Source organism: Pedobacter sp. 22163 (genome assembly GCF_052045595.1).
Taxonomy (GTDB): domain Bacteria; phylum Bacteroidota; class Bacteroidia; order Sphingobacteriales; family Sphingobacteriaceae; genus Pedobacter.
The window spans coordinates 179,327-196,980 of the sequence record NZ_JBQEPM010000001.1; the positions used below are offsets into that span (position 1 = coordinate 179,327).

Genomic DNA, 17,654 nt, shown 5'->3' on the forward strand with positions numbered 1-17,654 from the left:
CAGTTTGAAGTTTCCAAATTTTAAAGACCTTATTCTTTTCGAAGACAACGATTTTATTGTTATCAATAAACCTCCATTTTTAGCCTCGCTCGATGAACGTGGTGGATCTGGAGAAACCAATGTATTACGCTTGGCCAAACAGTATAGCGATGATGCACAGGTTTGTCACCGTTTGGATAAAGAAACTTCTGGTGCTCTAATTATCGCAAAAAACCCTGAAGGTTACCGCCATGCTTCTATGCAGTTCGAAAGAAGGAAAGTAAATAAAATCTATCATGCGGTGGTAGATGGGCACGTTATTTTTGATCAGTTAACTGTTGATCTTCCAATCTTGAACGATGGTAATAAAAATGTAACCATTGATAGGGCAGAAGGTAAAAGAGCAGAAACCATTTTCGATTCCTTAAAATACTACAAACATTATACACTGGTTGAGTGCAAGCCAATAACTGGCCGTATGCACCAGATCCGTATTCACTTAGCAACACAAAGGGCAGCCATTGTTGGCGATGATATGTACAAAGGGAAACCTGTTTTTCTTTCGTCAATAAAGAGAGGTTATAAATTAACCAAAGGTGAAGAGGAGCAGCCCATTATGAAACGTTTCGCATTACATGCCAGATATTTGGTTTTTAAAGGATTAGACGACAAAGATATCGTGATTGATGCCCCGTATCCAAAAGATTTCGCAACCTTAATTAAGTTATTGGATAAATTTGATGCATAAAACAGCCCTTTAAATTGGCTTGTTTAGTTGTTTTTGTTACTTTTGGCTATTAGCCCTCTATTAAAAAACAATAGAATGTACATCAGATTTGTAAATTACCTTGATAAGATTAACCAGTACCGAAAATCTAAAATATCAAACCGTAATTTCTTAATTATCCTTGCAGTAATTGTAGGGATTTTAGCAGGACTCGCAGCTGCTGTTTTAAAAAGTTTAACCCATCATATCGAAGAATTTCTTCAATCAGACTGGCACTGGAAATATAAATACTACCTCTATTTTATATTTCCGATGATCGGTATTTTCTTAACGGTTTTGTACATCAAATACTTTATCCGCAAAACAAAATTCGAAACAGGTTTAACCCCTTTGCTTTATGCCATTTCAAAAAAATCAAGTAAAGTAGAAGCACACAATATTTATTCGCAAATTATTACCGCAGCCGTTACGGTAGGCTTTGGTGGTTCAACAGGTTTGGAAGCACCAATTGTTACCAGTGGATCCGCAATAGGCTCAAACCTTGGCCGTTTATTGGGCTTATCCTATCGCGAAATTACCATGCTGGTGGCCTGTGGCGCAGCAGCAGGTATCGCAGGAGCATTTAACAGCCCAGTGGCTGGGATTGTTTTCGCTATCGAAATTTTATTACCAGAGTTTACCATTCCTGCGTTTATCCCCCTTTTATTATCAGCTGCAACAGCAGCAGTAGTAGCAAGATTATTCTACACACAACAGCTTTTCTTTTTGGTTACAGAAGGATGGAAAGTGAACGCATTGTTTTATTATGTGATACTGGCTTGTTTTATCGGCTTATTCTCCATTTATTTTACAAAAGCCAATTATGCTGTAAAAGGATTATTCTATAAAATAAAACATCCTTATACCAAAGTGATTGTAGGTGGTTTGATGTTAGGAGCTTTGGTATTTCTATTTCCAACTTTATATGGTGAAGGATATATTACGATAAAAGGCTTATTAAAAGGCGATTACCAAACAGTGATCAATAATAGTATTTTCGCCGATTACAATACCATTCCGGCTTTAGTGGTGTTGTTTACAGTAGTAACCATTTTCATGAAATCGATAGCGACTTTGGTTACCTTGGGTGCTGGTGGAAATGGTGGTACGTTTGCACCCAGTTTAATTATGGGCGGTTTAATCGGGTTTATCTTTGCCTATGTGGTAAATCTATCTGGTTTGGCGCAATTAAACGTATCTAATTTTATTGTGGCCGGCATGGCAGCTGCTTTAGGCTCGATTATGCACGCTCCCTTAACCGGGATCTTCCTGATTGCCGAAATTACCGGGGGATATATCTTAATGGTACCGTTAATGATTACCACTGCAATTTCTTATGCCATTAACCGCAGCTCGCAAAAACATTCTATTTATACTAAAGCACTTGCCGATAAGGGTGAGTTATTATCACATGAGGATAAGGATACAACGGTTTTAAACCAGATGAAATTAAAGTATTTGATCGAGAAAACTTATCCTCAATTAAACATGAACGATCTGATTTCCGCTAAGATGAACGAGATTATGCAATCGCATAAAAACATTTGTGCTGTAACAGACGAATTGGGCGATTTTAAGGGGATCATTTACATAGAAGAACTATTTAATGAGATGATCAACCACCCTGATAAGGAAAATTTGCAAGCCTCATATTTGGTACAACCAGCGCCGAACGCCATTACCGAAAATGATGATTTGAAGACCGTACTAGAGAAAATGGAGCAAGATAATGTATGGATTTTACCTGTATTAACTGCGCAGAACCAATATTTAGGTTTCGTTTCTAAAACCGCAATCTTTAATAAATACAGAGCGTTGCTAATGAGGCAGAATGATTATATGGGTTAACCCCCAAATCCCCTTGAGGGGACTTCAAATCCCCATCCGTACATCATTTACTTCAACATAATTATTTTTAATAAAAAAAGTTGAAATGATTAAGATAATCTGCTCATTTCAACTTTAAATTATAACAAAAAATATAGTCGATCTCCCCTTTAGGAGCTGGAGGTTATTCAGCTCTCTTTAAGCCGAATTTCTCAATTTTGCTGTACAAATGACTTCTTTGGATATCAATCTCATCCGCCGTTTTTGATACATTCCAGTTGTTCTTTTCCAGCTTGAATTTGATAAATTCGCGCTCTGCATGATCTTTATAATCCTGAAAATTATTAAAAGAATCGAAAGAAAAAGCCAGACTCGAACCGGCAGCACCAGCAATTTGAGCACTGGTTGCGGCACCAATGTTTGTACCACCTCCTGGATTTGCGAACGCACGTACATCATTTTCGGTAATTACCTTATCGCTCAAAATAATCAAACGCTCAATCATATTATGTAGCTCACGCACATTACCTGTCCAAGGCAAAGCTTGTAAAGCAGCCATACCGCCATCATTTATTTTCTTAACCGGCATCCCATAATCGCTACAGATATTCTCTAAAAAGTTTTGGGCAATAACAGGAATATCATCAGTTCGCTCCGTTAAATGCGGAACATGGATATTGATTACATTTAACCGGTGGTACAAATCCATACGGAAGTTACCATCTTCGATTTCTTTCAGTAAATCTTTATTGGTTGCCGCTAAAACACGAACATTTACTTCAATTTCCTTTTCACCACCTACACGCGAAATTTTATGCTCTTGCAAGGCACGTAAAACTTTTGCCTGGGCAGAAAGGCTCATATCGCCAATCTCATCTAAAAATAAAGTACCTCCATTAGCCAGTTCAAATTTACCGATGCGTTGTTTAACAGCAGAGGTAAACGAACCTTTCTCATGCCCAAACAACTCACTCTCAATCAGTTCTGAAGGAATAGCCGCACAGTTCACCTCAATTAAAGGACTATCGGCACGATTCGATTTTTCGTGCAACCAACGGGCTACCAACTCTTTACCACTACCATTTGCACCAGTAATTAATACACGGGCTTCGGTAGGAGCCACACGTTCTATGGTTTCTTTAATTTTAGAAATGCTTTCCGATTCGCCTAAAATCTCACGGGTTTTACTCGCTTTACGTTTTAAAACCTTGGTTTCGGTAACTAAATTTCCACGGTCTAAACCATTGCGGACCGTAATTAATAACCGGTTTAAATCAGGTGGTTTAGAAATAAAATCGAAAGCTCCTTTTTTACTGGCTTCAATGGCAGTTTCAACTGTTCCATGACCAGATATCATAATGAATGGCAAATCGGGTTTAATGATCTGCGCCTGTTCAAGCACTTCCATACCATCCATCTTATTCATCTTGATATCGCAAAGCACCAGGTCGAAATTTCCTTTTTTGATCATTTCGAGGCCATCAATACCGTTATCGATATCTTCAACATCGTAATTTTCGTACTCCAGAATTTCGCGTAGGGTACTCCTTATCGCACGCTCATCGTCAATTATTAATAATTTAGCCATTAGAAATGTATTCTTTTATTTGAAATGCGAATATATTATTTTTTAATTAATGTATAGTTTTTTATACAATTAATACGCAATAAACCTTAAAAGATAAGAAAGGTTTTAATAAGCGTAATTCATTTTAAACTTACTTAAATCTGGCTTCTGTTTTTTAACCCTTTTTAGTTCCAATTCGTAAATGGTTCTTCCCAGATTTTTCATAAAAGGGAAACAAACCGTTTCGTACTCGTATTTATTGTCGTTGAAGATGCCATCCTCATTGCTCTGTACCACTGCGGTTAAGAAATATTCTACTCCGTTTTTAAAATCAACAAAATAGGAATTGTCGATAATATAGCCGTAACTATCACCATATTTATTAAAGATGCGGATATTTGGATCAGGAGTTACCTGTTCCCGTCCATAGTATAACATTTTCGCATAGGTAGTCCAAAATTCTTTCGGATCGTATTTCGGAAAATTACTTTCTGTTGGATATTTACTCATATAAGTATAGATGAGTTTATAATCTTCTTTAGTCAGGTTAAACCGTTCTTTAACCGGAAAAACATCAGGGAAAATCAATTTCTGCATTAATTTCTGTTGATCGTTAATGGCGAAAGCGTTTTTCCCCGCTAAACTGAAAGGTTTGTTTACCAGCTTTTCGGTACTATCCATGTACCCGGTGCCCATTATCAGGTTGCTTAATTTTAATTCATACTCTTTTGCATCGTATTGTGGCAGTTGATCGTACACCAATTGTTCACCATTGTAAAATTTGATTGGATTGGTATGTTTAGCTGATTCTCCTGCATCGCCAATAGCCAGGCGGTTTAAAATGCGGCTATCGTGTAGTCCGTTCGCTTTCAGCTTTTCATTAATTTCTGCCCGGCCGATAAACTCGAATAAACGGTTAAAGGCATCATTATCACTCGTAAGTAAAATCTTTTTAACATAGTGTTCTATTGATGGAAGCCCATTTTTAGCACTTGTATCTGTCAAAACCTTCGTTTGTCCTTTATAGGCACTATCTGTAATCATAGCACTTTTAATTGTTAAACCTGTATTTTTCAACCGGTTTACTTTCTCTAAAGCAAAAATTACAGCAGCAAATTTAACCGTACTCGCAGGATAAAAATAATGATGCGGATCGAGATTGTAACTAAAGGTTTTAAATGTAGGTTTATTCTTCGCATCACGGTTAACCTGGGTATAGAGAATCTGGGTTTGGTTTTGATCAGGATGATGAAGTACAGCAGAAAAAAGCTCAGGCCTCGATTCCATCAGTTTCTTCAGAAAAACAGTATCGGTTTTTTGCGCCATAACAGTTAGGCTTATTAATGAAAATGTAACAATTAATATTCTTCTCATGGGTAAAAATTTGATTCCTAATTTAGCTTTTTCTATTAAAACCACCATTTTCCATCATCCATTTTACATGTTGTTTAATTTTGCTACTTTTGCAGCGCTTTTGGTTTCCGGCTTTACATCCGGAATTAAAAGGGAATACAGTGTAAATCTGTAACTGTCCCGCAGCTGTAAGCTCCTTAACGGATTTCCAATCAATCTGCCACTGTTCCGACTCGTCGGGATGGGAAGGCCGGAAACCCGGGAGTAAGTCAGAAGACCTGCCTTAGCATTATATTTCATAGCTTTCGGGGATTGAAGCTAAGGGGTGATGTACTTACGTATTCGTATTTCATTTCTTTTCCATCTGTTGGCTGTGGGTTAAACTCACAATCAAAATGACAAGTAAACATTCTGCCTATGCGGGCACAATGCAGTTTTTTCTATATTCTTCCATTTTATGGACAGGATTTCTATTGCCTTTAAATACAAGGGCACAAACTGACAGCACCAAAAAAGCAACGCAACTGAAAGAAGTTCAGATTAGAGAATACCGCTTAACTGAACAAAGTAAATCGCCTACTCCGGTACAAATCCTATCTGCCGAAGACCTTAAAAGAATCAATAGCTTATCTGTTGCCGATGCCATACGCTATCTTTCAGGTGTGCAGTTGAAAGATTACGGCGGAATAGGTGGGATGAAAACGGTGAATGTACGCAGTTTAGGTACCAATCACACCGCAGTTTTTCTGGATGGAATCCAGATCAGTAATGCACAAAACGGTCAGGTAGATTTAGGAAAATTCTCGCTGAACAATCTCGAGGAAATTTCTTTGTATAGTGGCCAAAAGCCCGAATTATTGATTCCAGCGAGAGGTTATTCGGCTGCAAGCAGTATTTATCTCAAAACCAAAGATCCCGATTTCGAAAAAAAACAAAATCAAAAAATAGAACTGGCTTTAAAAAGCGGATCCTTCGGTCTGATCAATCCTGCTCTCGTTTATCAATATAAGATTAATGAAAAGCTAAAGGCAAGTATCAATACCGAATATATACATGCCGATGGTAGATATAAATTCAGGTACACCAATGGTGTTTTCGATACCACTGCAATAAGAAATAATGGTGATGTGGAGCGTTTCCGTTTGCAAGCCGCATTGTTTGGTAAGTTTAGAAATGGGAAATGGCACGCGCAGGCCTATTCATTTTTATCAGATAGGGGATTACCAGGTGCAATTGTAGCCAACAGGTTCGATTTTAAGCAAAGAATATGGGATCGCGATTTCTTTGTTCAGGGGAGCGCAGAGAAAAGTTTTTCTAACAAATTCACCATTATGGTAAACGGTAAATATGCTTATATATATCAACGTTACCTCGATCCCGATTATGTAACTACAGCAGGTTTTTTAGATAACCGGTTTAAAGAGCAGGAGGCTTACTTATCGATTGCTGCCGAATACAAAATCAATTCGGTTTGGGAGGCCGCTTATGCATCTGACTATACCTTCCAGACTTTGGATGCCAATATTTACAGGTTTCCTTATCCAAATAGAAATACTTTTTTAAATGTTTTAAGCTCATCCATAACCTTTGATCAGCTTAATATCCACGCAAACCTGCTCAGCACAACCGTAGTCGATCGGGTAAAACTTTATTCCTCATCGGGTAACAAGCAGGTTTTTAGTCCAACCGTTATGCTCTCATGGAAAGTGTTAAAGGATCGGGATATCAGAATCCGTGCATTTTATAAGGATATATTCAGGATGCCCACCTTTAACGATCTATACTATACTTCCATCGGCAATACCCTGTTAAATCCCGAGTACACTAAACAGTATGATTTTGGTGTAACCTATTTCAAAAGCTTCAAAAACCAGAAGATAAAATTTGTCGATATCCAATCGGATGTTTATTACAACCGCGTAAAAGATAAAATCGTAGCACAACCTGGCGCCAACCTATACCGTTGGATAATGTACAACATTGGTCTGGTTGATATACGTGGTTTAGAGCTTAATGCAAAAACAGCATTCGAACCACTTAATGATTTCATGCTCAACATAGGCATCAATTATACTTACCAGCAAGCTGTGGATGTAACTTCAAAACTCGAAGAGACTTATAAAGATCAAATTCCTTATATCCCTGAAAACAGTGGTTCTTTTTTAGCCCGCTTAGATTATCATCAATGGCACGCCAACTACGGATTTATTTATACAGGATTCCGTTACAACCAAAAAGCGAACAACATTTACAATTACATGGAGCCATGGTACACCCACGACGCAGCAATTGGTTATGAGTTTAAATTAAAAAAAGGAAGTGTAAACATCAATGGCGAGGTAAATAACCTGCTTAACCAATACTATGATATTATTCCAAACTTCCCAATGCCGGGCAGGAACTACAGATTAACCTTAACCTATAAATTATGAGGCATTTAAAGTTTCCGATATATATATTGGCTTTTTTCATGGTGATTATCAGCGCCTGCAGAAAAGATCAGCAGCCTTTGCCCTCCGAAATTACGAAGGTAGAGCCAGAGCCAACATCGAGCATTAAAGGTTTTTACCTGGTGAATGAGGGTAACATGAACATGAACAAAGCCTCGTTAGATTATATGGATCTGGTAAACGGCATTTACACCCGTAACCTGTACAACCAGGTTAATCCCGAGGTAACCAAAGGTTTAGGCGATGTTGGGAATGACATTGGCCGATACGGCAGCAAACTTTATGTGGTGATTAACATATCGAACAAGGTTGAGGTACTGAACATTAAAACCGGTAAAAAAATCGGCCAGATTAACATCACCAATTGCCGATACATTACCTTCAATAACGGAAAAGCCTATGTAAGTGCCTATTTTGGTAAAGTTGGCGATCCAAAGGCACCTAACGGGATTGTTGCCGAAATTGACACCGCGGCACTAAGGGTAAGCCGTACCATCGAAGTAGGCAGACAGCCTGAAGAAATGGCCATTATGGGCACCAAACTTTATGTAGCCAATTCTGGAGGATATACTCCACCAGATTACGAACACACCGTTTCGGTAATCGATCTTCTCAGTTTTACTGAAATTAAAAGGATTGAAGTTGCTATTAATCTCAGCCGTATAAAGGCCGACCGTTATGGCGATCTGTATGTCACTTCAAGAGGAGATTATTATACGATTCCCGCTAAGCTTTTTGTAATCGATACCCAAACCGATCAGATTAAAAAGGTATTCAATATTGCGGCCAGCAACCTCGTGATAGATGATGATTACGCCTACATCTACAGCACCGAATGGAATTACATCGAAGGCAAGAACAAGATTACGTACAACATGATCAATACGAAAGATGAAACCGTGATGGATCGCAAATTCATCAATGATGGCACTGAAAAAGACATTAAAATTCCTTACGGAATTGCGGTTAACCCCATTAGTAAGGACGTTTACGTAACCGATGCCAAAGATTATGTTAGCCCAGGCAAATTACATTGCTACAGCCCCGAAGGGCGATTAAAATGGTCGGTTACTACCGGCGATATCCCTGCACACATTGCATTTTCAAATTAAATATAAACCATGAGCAAATTTTACAAAAAACACATTTTAATTATCCTCGCCGCAACGGCTGTTTCTATTTCAGCCTGTAAAAAGGATAGAACAGAGATAGTGGAAAAAAAACAGATCATTACAGATACCAAAGGCATTTATATGCTCTGCGAAGGATTAATGGGTAACGGCAATAGTGCCATTTCTTACTATGATGTTGCGACAAAAGCAACAATAGCCGATTATTACAAACAGGTAAATGGCACATCGCTCGGCGAAACCGCAAACGATTTACAGCAATATGGCAGTAAGATGTACTGTGTTGTAGCAGGCATACAAAGCACCAAACAATCTTTTCTGGATATTATTGATATCAAAACCTGCAAATCGCTAAAAAGGATTTCATTCAATTCAGCAACTGATGGTTATATACCAAGGTTTGTTGCCTTTTATAAAAACAAAGCTTATGTATCGCGTTATGATGGTAAAGTGAGCCGTATCGATACCGCAACAATGGCAATTGATGGTGAAATAATGCTTTCAGAAGGACTTGAACAATTGGCAATAGCTAATGGAAAACTATATGTGTGCAATTCATCACACCCTTTTTATCAAAATGGAGCTAAAAACAAAGTATCGGTAATTGATCTCGCAACCTTTACTAAAACTAAAGACATTACAGTAAACAATAACCCGGTAAGAATACAAACTGCAGATAACGGTGATTTATTTGTGGTGTGCTGGAACGATTATATCATCAATAACGATCCATCCCTCGATAGAATTAATAGTGTCAGCGATACCAAAACAGGTTCGTATGGTTATGATCTGGGCATAGTTACCATTAATGGTTCAACTGCTTATATAGCTAAAGACATTTACTCCAGCCCTGAAATTAAATCGTTTAATACCATAACTGGTGCCATTGGTGCAAATTTAATTACAAGTGGTCAGAACATAAATATACCGTACGGATTAACTATAAATCCATTCAATAAAGAAGTGATCGTTGTAGATGCTAACAGTTATGGCAGCACCACAGGATCAGCATACTGTGTTGGAACAGATGGAAAAGTAAAATTCAGTTTTGAGACTGGCGCATTGCCACAACATGCTGTATTCAATTACAATTATAAATACGAATAAAAAGCACATTAACAATTGCACATAGAATAAACACTATTACAAAACACATAAATGAAAAAAAGTTACCTCATATTAATGCTTGGTGTTGCTACACTGGCACATAGCTGTAAAAAAGATAATGAAGCCGTTCCTGATGTTAACCTCTTTATTAAAGGAGAAACGATGACCGGACAAGTGAATACCAAAACTGCCTTTGCAGCTGGAACAAATGATGGAAAAGGCTTTACTCACCAATGGAAACTTGATGGCACAGTAGTAAGCAGTGCCTATAACTACGACTTTACTCCATTAAAAGCTGGCACTTATGTAATTGAATATACTGCAAGTAACAGCGCAGGATCATTTTCGCATAAATACACGGTAAGTGTTCCGGTTCCTGTGGTAGAAATCACCCCAAACAGTACAAAATTTATCACTACTGTTTTTGAATATTTACCTGCACCTGGCCAGTTTATCAACGAAGGTTTAGGAAGCCTAGCAGGTGCACAAAAAATTATTGGCGATGTAAGTAAAACCAGTATGGTTACCCTTGGCGGTTTTGGGGGTTATGTGATTTTTGGATTCGATCACTCGGTAGTAAACAATACAGGTGCCGACCTCGCCATTTATGGTAATCCGATCGGTGGTACAACTCCTTTTGCTGAGCCAGGGATCGTAATGGTGAGTCAGGATGCGAATGGAAACGGTAAACCAGATGATGAATGGTATGAGCTCGCCGGCAGCGAATACAACAACCCGCTTACGGTTAAAAACTACGAAATTACCTACATCAACCCGAAAGGTTTTGCCAATGTAAGCTGGACAGACAATCAAGGCGGCAGCGGAACCTACGATGTAAACAATTTTCACAAACACAATTTCTACCCTGAATTTGCCCCTAACCAGGAAAAATTAACATTAAAAGGCACCTTGCTTCCATCCACCTGGGGTAAAAACGGCAGCATTTTCATTAACAGTGCATTTGCATGGGGTTATACCGATAGTTGGTCGATAGCAGATGATTATGCCACTAAAAGATACAACAGTTTTGATCTTGATTGGGCCGTTGATCAAACCGGGAAGAAAATCGTATTGCAAACCATCGATTTCGTAAAAGTTTATACCGGGCAAAGAGAAAAAGGAAATACACTCCTTGGAGAAGTTTCAACCGAAGTTAAAGGCGCAGTAGATCTGGGCATTAAATAAATAAGCTGATGAAAATAAAATCAATAGTAATCTTAGCACTTTTATCTGCTGTACTTCTTTCCTGTAAGAAGGAAAATGCAGTTGATAAAGATGGGGAAGGAGATAAACCTACGGTTAACCAATCGCCATACCTCAATAAAATATATGAATTTAAGCAAGCTCCAGGGCAGTTTACCAACGACCTTGTTAAAACTGATATCCTAATTGGCAACGCAGGTAATGGCTTAGTTTCACTGGGAGGTTTTGGCGGTTATATTATATTCGGCTTCGATCACAGTATAACCAATGCAACTGGAGCAGACCTTGGGATTTACGGCAATCCGCTTATCGGTGTTGGCATGGAATTTTCAGAGCCAGGCATTGTATGTGTAATGCAAGATCTGAATAAAAACGGTTTGCCTGATGATGTGTGGTACGAACTAGCCGGAAGTGAATATAACGATCAGGCTACCATCAAGAATTACAAAATCACCTATTACAAACCATTGAAATTAACGGATGATGTCCGCTGGACGGACAATCAGGGAAAAGAGGGGCTTGTATTGAAAAATCAATTTCACACGCAAGATTATTTCCCTTCATGGGCTACTATGAATGAAATTTCCTTTACCGGAACCTTGGTCAAAAATACACTCACCCCAGGAGAAATCATTACCAATAAACCATTGGGCTTTGGTTACGCCGACAATGGATCGAGCGAATATGCAAGCCTACAGGAACAATTTGGCAGAGGATACAACACCTTCGATATCGATTGGGCTGTTGATGCTACAGGTAAAAAAGTAACCTTAAGCAGTATCGACTTTGTAAAGGTTTACACAGGCCAAAACAGTAACGGTAATCCCTTTAGTCCAGATAATGATAACGACCGTTCGCGCTACATCGGTGAGATTTCTACAGAATTCAGTGGAGCGGTAGATCTTAAACTTTTAAAAAATAAATAACACCCTATGAAACAATTCAACTTTAAGCCATTATTTGTAACTGCAGTTCTTTTAATAACAGGTCTTTATTCTTGTAAAAAAGACAATGTAGAAGACATACAGATGGATCCGGTAGCAGGAAAATATGAAAATGGTTTCTTCGTAATCGGCGAGGGATCTTACGGACAGAGCGCAGGTGCAGTAAGCTTTTACCGTTATGGCGATGATACCCTTTCGATCAGGGCATACGAGAAGGAAAACCCAGGAAAAATATTATCGAATACAGCCAAAACCAGCACCTTACAATTTGCGTCGATAATTAACGGTAGCATTTATTTGATGAGCAAAATAAACGGGCCCATTGTAAAAATAAACGAGCAAACTTTAAAAGAAGAGGCCAGATATGTACAAGAAGCCAGCAACTGGAGAAGTATTATCCAGGTTGATGGGAGCAGAGGCTTGGTGAGTGCAAATGACGGCGTATATCAGATAGACTTGAATACACTTACCGTTCAAAATAAACTAACAACTGTTGGTGCTGTAAATACAGGCGATATATTGAAAAAAGGAGATAACGTTTATTTGTTGCAGAGTAATGGAGCAAAAATCATCTCGTCGAGCAATTATTCATTGGTTAAAAGTTTCTCGAACATTAACCGTGGATTCGCACAAACACCAAATGGCAAAGTTTGGGCTTCAACAGGTAGCCGTTTAATCGCAATCGACAATAACTTAGATACTGCAGGTATTGCCTTAACAGTAGCTTTAGGATCTTTCGGTCTTGATGCACCAACGCGTATTACCGCGTCAACCAAAGAAAATGCAGTTTTTTATCACGCTGGAAAATCAATTTATAAATACGTTGATGGTGATAAAACATCGTTATTGCAACCATTTATCAATATTACCGAAGATCCTTTTATGGTATACGGTGCTATCCGTTACGATCGGAATAAAGATTATATCGTAGTTAACGGAATCCAGGGTTATGGCGCAGCTTCTACTGTAAATTATCTACTCATCTATAATGCATCAACTGGTGCTTTGGTTAAAAAAATCAAATACGGTGGTGATGGGGTAACAACTGATTTTAGTAAAATCTATTTCCCTGATTTAACCATATTTCATTAAAATATCATTCAGTAATTACCTCTCGAATTTAAAGGTCTGCCAGTGGTGCAGGCCTTTTTTTATGGTTTCGCTAGCCTTAAAGCTAAACCTGTTGTAAAATTGATTAGGTATTAGGAAGTATTAGCTACACATTTACCTCGGATTTTGTTCGGGTACTATTGTCACAACCCTGTCTTAAGTCCGAATCAAACCCGAAGCAACTCCGTTTTAACCATATGCCATTAAGACGCTAAACTGTTTCTAATCGGTCTCCTTTCTCTCCGCTCTTTTTACTACATTTGCGCTGCTTTTGGTTCCTGATGTAAAATTGGGATTAAAAGGGAATACAGTGTAAATCTGTAACTGTCCCGCAGCTGTAAGCTCTAATAACGTTTTTCAATCCATAAGTCACTGTTCCGCTTATCCGGTACGGGAAGACAGAAAAACGGGAGTAAGTCAGAAGACCTGCCTTTAGCATTTAATTTCATAGCTTTCGGGGATTGAAGCTAGGATTGAGATACTTAACGTTTTTCGTATTTTCATTTCCTTTTCTATCTGTTGGCTGTGGGCAAAACCACAATCAAATGAACAAAAAAAGAATGCTAACTGTAGCCAGTTTAGGGCTAGCGCAGTTAATGATTAGCCAGGTGGCTAATGCTCAAACTCAAGACAGTTTGCAGCTTAAAGATGTTGTAATTTCTGCAACAAAAAACGATCAGAAACAATCACAAACAGGTAAAGTGGTAACCATTATCAGCCGCGAAGTATTAGAACGCAGCAACGGCAAGTCATTGCCTGATTTATTGAACGAGCAAGCTGGTATCGTTATCAGTGGGGGATATAGTAATCAGGGCAAGGACAAAAGTATATTTACAAGGGGCGCACTTGGTGGCTACACCCTGGTTCTTATTGATGGTATCGTACAGAACGATCCCGCAAGTATTAGCGGAACTTTCGATTTACGTCTATTCTCAATCGATCAGATTGATCATATCGAAATCCTAAAAGGTGGGCAGTCTACCATTTATGGATCTGATGCCGTTGCGGGAGTAATCAATATCATCACTAAAAAGGGTGGACCTAAAGGAAATACCATTTACGGTGTAGCCAGTGCCGGAAGCTTCGAAACTTACAAAGGAACTATCGGCTTAAATGGTGGCGTAGAAGGTTTTTCATACAACATCAATTATACCCATTTGAAAACCGACGGAATTTCTGAAGCCGCTGTACCACCAGGAAGTGCAGCTATATTTGATAAAGATGGTTTTAAAACTGATGGTTTAAACGCAAATTTCGGGATCAAACTCGACAAAAATTTCTCAGTTAATCCGTTTTTACGTTATTTCTATGGCGATTATAAAATAGATCAAGATGGATTTACCGATGGTTTACCTGCCAATAATTCTATTTTAAAACAGTTTAGTGCAGGCTTTAACTCTGAATATAAATTCAATACCGGTAAAATAACGCTAAATTATAGCCACCAAAGCAACTCGAACGACGTAAAGTCTAGTTATGCAGGTTTTCCAAGTAATTTTTTAAACTTCGGAAAGCTTAATGTGGTTGATCTATTCTACAACCAGAAACTTGGAAATAAATTAGATTTATTGGTAGGTATCGACGATAGAAAAATGAAGTTGATTACCGACACCAAAAACCCAACAACCAATATCTTCGCCGCTTACGGATCATTGTTTTTACATGATTTAAGCATTTTTAACCTCGAAGTAGGCGGACGTTACAACAAACACGATCAATATGGCGAGAACTATACTTATTCGATTACCCCAAGCATTAACATCATTAAAGAAGTAAAATTATTTGGAACAGTATCTACAGCTTTCAAAGTCCCTACATTGAATATGTTGTTCGGTCAGTACGGCGCCAATCTGGATTTGAAACCTGAAAAATCTCAAAATTATGAAGCTGGTGTAAACTTAAACATTGATGATGAAGCCTTTACTTTACGTGTTACAGGTTTCAAACGCGATTTAACTGACGCCATTGTTTATAGCACAGGTTACATTAATCAGGGTAACCAAAAATATAAGGGTTTTGAGGTTGAGCCAGCTGCAAAATTTAGTGTTTTCAATATCAATGGTTACTATGCTTTTGTAGAAGGAAATACAGGAACAACCAATTTTTTAATCCGCAGACCAAAACACACCTTCGGCATTAATGCAGGTGCGCAGGCTACGAGCAATTTATATGCAAGTGTCAACTTCCGTTATTTTGGCAAACGTTTCGATACCAATTTTATATCTTATTTAAATGAAGAGATGCCATCATACTACTTGTTAAATGCATACGTAGAATATGCTTTGGCTAAAAAACGTGTGAAATTATTTTTTGATGCCAAAAATATCCTGAACAAAAAATACACTGAAATTATTGGCTACAATACACCTGGCTTCAATTTTAATACAGGCGTAAGTTTTAATATCCGCTAATAAAAATTTAACTTTGCTTAAATATTAACCAGAAATAACATGTCTCATTTAAAATTTAATCCACGTACTTTAATTTTGTTGTTAATGATATTGGCAATAACCGCTTTACGTTTGCTGGTAACATTCAACTCAGATGAATTAAAGTTTGCCAATTTTTCGTCAATAGGAGCGGTAGCCTTATTTGGAGGAGCATATTTTAAAGATCATCTTAAAGCGTTTGCTTTTCCGTTATTGAGTTTGTTTTTAAGCGATTTAGTACTTTATACAACGATCTATAAGCAGTATGTAGATATGTTTTTAGTTCAGGAACTTTGGACATACCTTGCGATCGCATTAATGGTTTTAGCAGGTCGTTTTTTATTAAAAAAGGTAAATATTGCCAGCTTATTTTTATCTACAATTGTAATTGTATTCATCCATTGGATTGTAAGTGATATTGGTTCATGGTATAAAAACCCACTATATACACAAAACTTAAATGGTTTTATAGATTGTTTAATTAAAGCCATTCCGTTCGAGATCAGATTCTTAGAAGGAACAATGATTTATGGTGCTTTGCTTTTTGGCGCTTTTGAAATTTTAAAAGCAAAATACCCGGTATTAAAACTGCAAGTACAAGAATTGTAGCAAGATCCATTGTTTGGTATAACGTCAAATAAGTGAAAACAACATAGAAATCCTCTTTTGATTAGATTCAAAAGAGGATTTTTTTTAACTTAGACTCCTCGTCATACTGATCCGATAACTATCGGATTTATTTTGCCTAATAAAAACTATCAGATTCTGATCCCTATGTAAAATCGGGACAGGATAACGCATAAAACATAGATATGAAAGTTGTTTCCTTTTTACCTGCCGCCACTAAAATGATTTACGATATGGGCCTGCAAGAATACCTGCATGGCGTAACATTCGAATGCCCTAAAGAGGCCGCAGATCAACCAAAAGTTGTACGTTGCATACTAGAAGGCAAAAACTATTCGAGTATCGAAATAGACCGGATCTTTTCGGCATCAAAAGCACAAGGCAAAAGTTTGTATTGGGTAGATGATGCACTGCTGGAAAGCATCGCACCCGATGTAGTTTTTACTCAGGATATTTGTGAGGTGTGCAACATCGATACTGTTTGTACCGAAACAGCCGTAATGAAGCTTAGTAAACAGCCAATACTGGTACCCTTATCGCCAAATAACTTACAGGATGTTTTCGAATGCGCCATTACCATTGCCAGGGCTTTAGGAAAGGAAGAGGTCGCGTTAAACTATCTGGCTGGCCTGCAAAAGAAAACAGATCATATTTTAGATCAGCTTAGGGCAAACCATGCACCGTTAAAAAGGATTATGCTGATGGAGTGGATCGAACCGATCTACAATTGCGGACATTGGATTCCTTTCCAGATTGCAGCAGCCGGCGGCGTTGATATGTTGTCTAATCCTGGTGGCGACTCTATTGTAACCCAGTGGGATAAAATCCTGAAATACAATCCAGAGGTTTTGGTTGTTGCACCATGTGGTTTTGATATGAAACGAAGCGTGGAAGAAATGGAACTGTTAACGTCAAAACCTGGCTGGACCGATCTTGAGGCCGTAAAAAACAATCAGGTTTATATTGCAGATTTTGATATGTTCACTCAACCGAGCGTAGGTACGCTGGTTGAAGGTATAGAAGCTTTAGCCTGTATGTTCCACCCGGAGATTTTTAAGGCAGACGAAAACATAGCTAAAAAATTCATCAACCACAGTCAATCCGTGAAATCATTTAAATCTGTGTAACGCCCAATCATTGTAATCACTTAAATCTGTGTAAT

At 38.1% G+C, this 17,654-nt stretch carries 13 protein-coding genes and 2 riboswitches; of the genes, 11 read left to right on the forward strand and 2 right to left on the reverse strand.

Annotated features, from left to right (window positions below; genetic code table 11):
* Positions 1 to 4 precede the first annotated feature (4 nt).
* Both ACTJKN_RS00760 and ACTJKN_RS00765 read left to right on the forward strand, forming a co-directional pair.
* Entirely contained in the window at positions 5 to 727 is a 723-nt protein-coding gene (locus ACTJKN_RS00760) for an RluA family pseudouridine synthase (protein ID WP_440821792.1), read from the forward strand.
* Between the two features lie 75 nt (positions 728 to 802).
* Positions 803 to 2,593 carry a chloride channel protein gene (locus ACTJKN_RS00765; protein ID WP_440821794.1) on the forward strand — a complete coding sequence of 597 codons (1,791 nt, stop codon included), beginning with the start codon at positions 803 to 805 and terminating at the stop codon, positions 2,591 to 2,593.
* A gap of 163 nt (positions 2,594 to 2,756) precedes the next feature.
* Here ACTJKN_RS00765 and ACTJKN_RS00770 read toward each other — a convergent pair whose 3' ends face one another.
* Together ACTJKN_RS00770 and ACTJKN_RS00775 are read right to left on the reverse strand one after the other, a co-directional pair.
* Positions 2,757 to 4,160 (reverse strand): sigma-54-dependent transcriptional regulator, encoded by a 1,404-nt coding sequence (locus ACTJKN_RS00770; RefSeq protein ID WP_440821796.1) that lies wholly within the window; start codon positions 4,158 to 4,160, stop codon positions 2,757 to 2,759.
* Positions 4,161 to 4,265: 105 nt separating this feature from the next.
* Positions 4,266 to 5,513, reverse strand: coding sequence for a serine hydrolase (locus ACTJKN_RS00775; RefSeq protein WP_440821798.1), 1,248 nt, complete (start codon positions 5,511 to 5,513; stop codon positions 4,266 to 4,268).
* Positions 5,514 to 5,596: 83 nt separating this feature from the next.
* A riboswitch (cobalamin riboswitch) is annotated at positions 5,597 to 5,792 on the forward strand.
* Positions 5,793 to 5,887: 95 nt separating this feature from the next.
* Between ACTJKN_RS00775 and ACTJKN_RS00780 the strand changes: the two genes are divergently transcribed.
* The 9 genes from ACTJKN_RS00780 to ACTJKN_RS00820 all read left to right on the forward strand — a co-directional run bounded on the left by ACTJKN_RS00780 (position 5,888) and on the right by ACTJKN_RS00820 (position 17,619).
* Positions 5,888 to 7,924, forward strand: a complete 2,037-nt coding sequence (locus tag ACTJKN_RS00780) for a TonB-dependent receptor plug domain-containing protein (RefSeq protein WP_440821800.1) — start codon at positions 5,888 to 5,890, stop codon at positions 7,922 to 7,924.
* Positions 7,921 to 9,054, forward strand: coding sequence for a YncE family protein (locus ACTJKN_RS00785; RefSeq protein ID WP_440821801.1), 1,134 nt, complete (start codon positions 7,921 to 7,923; stop codon positions 9,052 to 9,054). The genes ACTJKN_RS00780 and ACTJKN_RS00785 overlap by 4 nt, the downstream gene beginning before the upstream one ends.
* A 9-nt stretch (positions 9,055 to 9,063) precedes the next feature.
* Positions 9,064 to 10,179 carry a YncE family protein gene (locus ACTJKN_RS00790; protein WP_440821803.1) on the forward strand — a complete coding sequence of 372 codons (1,116 nt, stop codon included), beginning with the start codon at positions 9,064 to 9,066 and terminating at the stop codon, positions 10,177 to 10,179.
* A gap of 51 nt (positions 10,180 to 10,230) precedes the next feature.
* Complete coding sequence (locus ACTJKN_RS00795) at positions 10,231 to 11,364, forward strand: PKD domain-containing protein (protein WP_440821805.1); 1,134 nt, start codon at positions 10,231 to 10,233, stop codon at positions 11,362 to 11,364.
* Between the two features lie 8 nt (positions 11,365 to 11,372).
* On the forward strand, positions 11,373 to 12,308 hold the full coding sequence (locus ACTJKN_RS00800) for a PKD domain-containing protein (RefSeq protein WP_440821807.1): 936 nt from the start codon (positions 11,373 to 11,375) through the stop codon (positions 12,306 to 12,308).
* A 6-nt stretch (positions 12,309 to 12,314) separates the two neighbouring features.
* Positions 12,315 to 13,418 carry a DUF5074 domain-containing protein gene (locus ACTJKN_RS00805; protein WP_440821809.1) on the forward strand — a complete coding sequence of 368 codons (1,104 nt, stop codon included), beginning with the start codon at positions 12,315 to 12,317 and terminating at the stop codon, positions 13,416 to 13,418.
* 273 nt (positions 13,419 to 13,691) lie between these two features.
* Positions 13,692 to 13,884, forward strand: a riboswitch (cobalamin riboswitch).
* Between the two features lie 97 nt (positions 13,885 to 13,981).
* Positions 13,982 to 15,847, forward strand: coding sequence for a TonB-dependent receptor plug domain-containing protein (locus tag ACTJKN_RS00810; protein WP_440821811.1), 1,866 nt, complete (start codon positions 13,982 to 13,984; stop codon positions 15,845 to 15,847).
* A gap of 39 nt (positions 15,848 to 15,886) precedes the next feature.
* Positions 15,887 to 16,474, forward strand: coding sequence for a DUF6580 family putative transport protein (locus ACTJKN_RS00815; RefSeq protein WP_440821813.1), 588 nt, complete (start codon positions 15,887 to 15,889; stop codon positions 16,472 to 16,474).
* A 203-nt stretch (positions 16,475 to 16,677) separates the two neighbouring features.
* Complete coding sequence (locus ACTJKN_RS00820) at positions 16,678 to 17,619, forward strand: ABC transporter substrate-binding protein (RefSeq protein WP_440821815.1); 942 nt, start codon at positions 16,678 to 16,680, stop codon at positions 17,617 to 17,619.
* Positions 17,620 to 17,654 lie beyond the last annotated feature (35 nt).

Coding starts and splice junctions, on each gene's coding strand:
- ACTJKN_RS00765 (WP_440821794.1), top strand. CDS start 803: ATGTACATCAGATTTGTAAATTACCTTGATAAGATTAACCAGTACCGA.
- ACTJKN_RS00770 (WP_440821796.1), bottom strand. CDS start 4,160: ATGGCTAAATTATTAATAATTGACGATGAGCGTGCGATAAGGAGTACC.
- ACTJKN_RS00775 (WP_440821798.1), bottom strand. CDS start 5,513: ATGAGAAGAATATTAATTGTTACATTTTCATTAATAAGCCTAACTGTT.
- ACTJKN_RS00780 (WP_440821800.1), top strand. CDS start 5,888: ATGACAAGTAAACATTCTGCCTATGCGGGCACAATGCAGTTTTTTCTA.
- ACTJKN_RS00785 (WP_440821801.1), top strand. CDS start 7,921: ATGAGGCATTTAAAGTTTCCGATATATATATTGGCTTTTTTCATGGTG.
- ACTJKN_RS00790 (WP_440821803.1), top strand. CDS start 9,064: ATGAGCAAATTTTACAAAAAACACATTTTAATTATCCTCGCCGCAACG.
- ACTJKN_RS00795 (WP_440821805.1), top strand. CDS start 10,231: ATGAAAAAAAGTTACCTCATATTAATGCTTGGTGTTGCTACACTGGCA.
- ACTJKN_RS00800 (WP_440821807.1), top strand. CDS start 11,373: ATGAAAATAAAATCAATAGTAATCTTAGCACTTTTATCTGCTGTACTT.
- ACTJKN_RS00805 (WP_440821809.1), top strand. CDS start 12,315: ATGAAACAATTCAACTTTAAGCCATTATTTGTAACTGCAGTTCTTTTA.
- ACTJKN_RS00810 (WP_440821811.1), top strand. CDS start 13,982: ATGAACAAAAAAAGAATGCTAACTGTAGCCAGTTTAGGGCTAGCGCAG.
- ACTJKN_RS00815 (WP_440821813.1), top strand. CDS start 15,887: ATGTCTCATTTAAAATTTAATCCACGTACTTTAATTTTGTTGTTAATG.
- ACTJKN_RS00820 (WP_440821815.1), top strand. CDS start 16,678: ATGAAAGTTGTTTCCTTTTTACCTGCCGCCACTAAAATGATTTACGAT.